The following is a 1,807-nucleotide window of genomic DNA, read 5'->3' as shown; positions in this document are numbered from 1 at the left end:
ATGAAAATCTTTGGCCAGGAACGTTATATGGATCTTTAGAATTGAAAATTGATAATGTTAAATAAAAATTATTGTTTTTGGAAAAAAATAACCAAAAACAATTAAGTAGTTTTATTGCTCAGAAAAGAAGGTTAAAAAGACAACTGGAACAAATATTTCTATGTCCTAAATCACTAGAGAATATTACTTTTAAATGTTTAAAAATTGTTATTAATGGCAGAAAGCAAAAATATTTTATATCCAATAACAATAACTCTGAATTTTTAGGCAATATTAATTTAATATATTTAAATAAATTGGCAAATTTATATGAGTATTTTCCTACAACATTGTTAAAAGAAAATGTCAATGATTTAAGTTTTACGATTGAGGAAATATTAATCACTTTGCGACATTTAGTTCTAATGAGTTATGATTTAATGAATAGTTTTATTAAAAGAGAAATATTAAGAAACACACTATATGCTCCTAAAATTAATAAAATTACACTATCGACATATCTTAAAAGAGTTACAGGACTACCTTTTTCAAAAATTATAAAAATCATAAACTTTTTGCAATATGACAAATGCAAAAATGATCTTTGGGCTTTTCCTTTAGTTATTGATTCTAACAATATATATTTATTATTTACTCCGTTGATGGACATTGTTTTAGAACGAGCCGTTGAGAGATGGCTACGTGAGATGGGAAAAGCACAAAGTGATAAGGGGGAATTATATCAATATCTGATTGGAAAAAGGATCAAGGATTGTTTAGCATCGAGTAATTTTGCAGAAGATTCAAAAGTAGAATTATGTAAAAAATTTAGTGTAAATAAAAAAAAGGAAGAAATTGATTTAATTATTAAATTTGGAAATTTAATTTTAATTGGTGAGATTAAATCAAGACTAACTACAGATAGCTATCCCAGTTTGTATTTTGCTTTTGAAGCGCTTGAAGGAGCCAGAAATCAAGTTGATAGAAAAACTAGGTTTGTCCGTAATAATCTAGGATTATTTTTTTCTAAATTTAATTGGACATATGATCCCTCAACCAGTTATTCAGTTTTACCTTTTGTATTAACTGATAATCATGCTGGATTAGGAGCTCCTATCGATAATATTCCAATAATTGATATTCACATTTTAACTCACTATTTTAAAAACAATTATCTTTCGTTAATTTCTGAATTGAGCGATATTAATATTCCATTAGTAAAATTAATTTTTTATAAAACTAAAGAAGAGGCATATTCAAATTTATATAAATATCTTTTAAACCCACCTCAAACTAATGGGTTGATCTCTTTAACAGAACGTAAAATTGATGAATATGATTGCTTAGCAAATCATGATTATAAGTTTTTATTAAATTATATTGCAGAATCCGTTTCTAGCGATCCCTATGATTACGTCATTAAATATAATTATGGATTTGAAATCGAAACACTGCCAAAAAGTAATACTTCAATATAATTCTCATTCTTCTTACTTTGTATAAATCTCATCATCCGCATTTGATACTGTTTGGAATTACAGATTTGCTCACTCAAATATCGGTAACGTTAAGTTAAATTTTATTATCGTGTCTATTGTAATGAGTGAATGTTTTTTAATTCTTCGATTATTTTGTAAATTTGATCTTCTAAAATTAAATGTTTATCTTCGTTAAATAAATAGGTATCCAGAGGAGCGCATGTATAATTCCCAAAAAGCCCAGTAGGCTCGATAAGATTCAAGTCTTTTTTAATTTGTAACAAATTATTTTTATTTTTATTAGATATAAAATCTAATTCTAAAATTTTATTTATAGTATTAATTACAGT

Annotated in this window: 2 protein-coding genes; one reads left to right on the top strand and one right to left on the bottom strand. The window is 25.7% G+C overall.

Translation table 11 applies throughout. From position 1 onward, the window contains the following. Positions 1-77: 77 nt before the first annotated feature. A complete protein-coding gene (locus EKG34_RS18060; RefSeq protein WP_130560101.1) occupies positions 78-1,457 on the top strand; it encodes a hypothetical protein in 1,380 nt (459 codons plus the stop codon). 113 nt (positions 1,458-1,570) lie between these two features. Here the strand turns inward: EKG34_RS18060 and EKG34_RS18370 are convergent. Further along, positions 1,571-1,807, bottom strand: a 237-nt coding sequence (locus EKG34_RS18370) for a hypothetical protein (protein ID WP_165391565.1), incomplete at its 5' end; no start/stop codon positions are given.

Origin of the sequence: Legionella longbeachae (assembly GCF_004283175.1) — a bacterium.
Lineage (GTDB): Bacteria > Pseudomonadota > Gammaproteobacteria > Legionellales > Legionellaceae > Legionella > Legionella longbeachae.
Note: the sequence above shows the minus strand (reverse complement) of the source record. Positions and strands in the feature narration are given on the sequence as shown.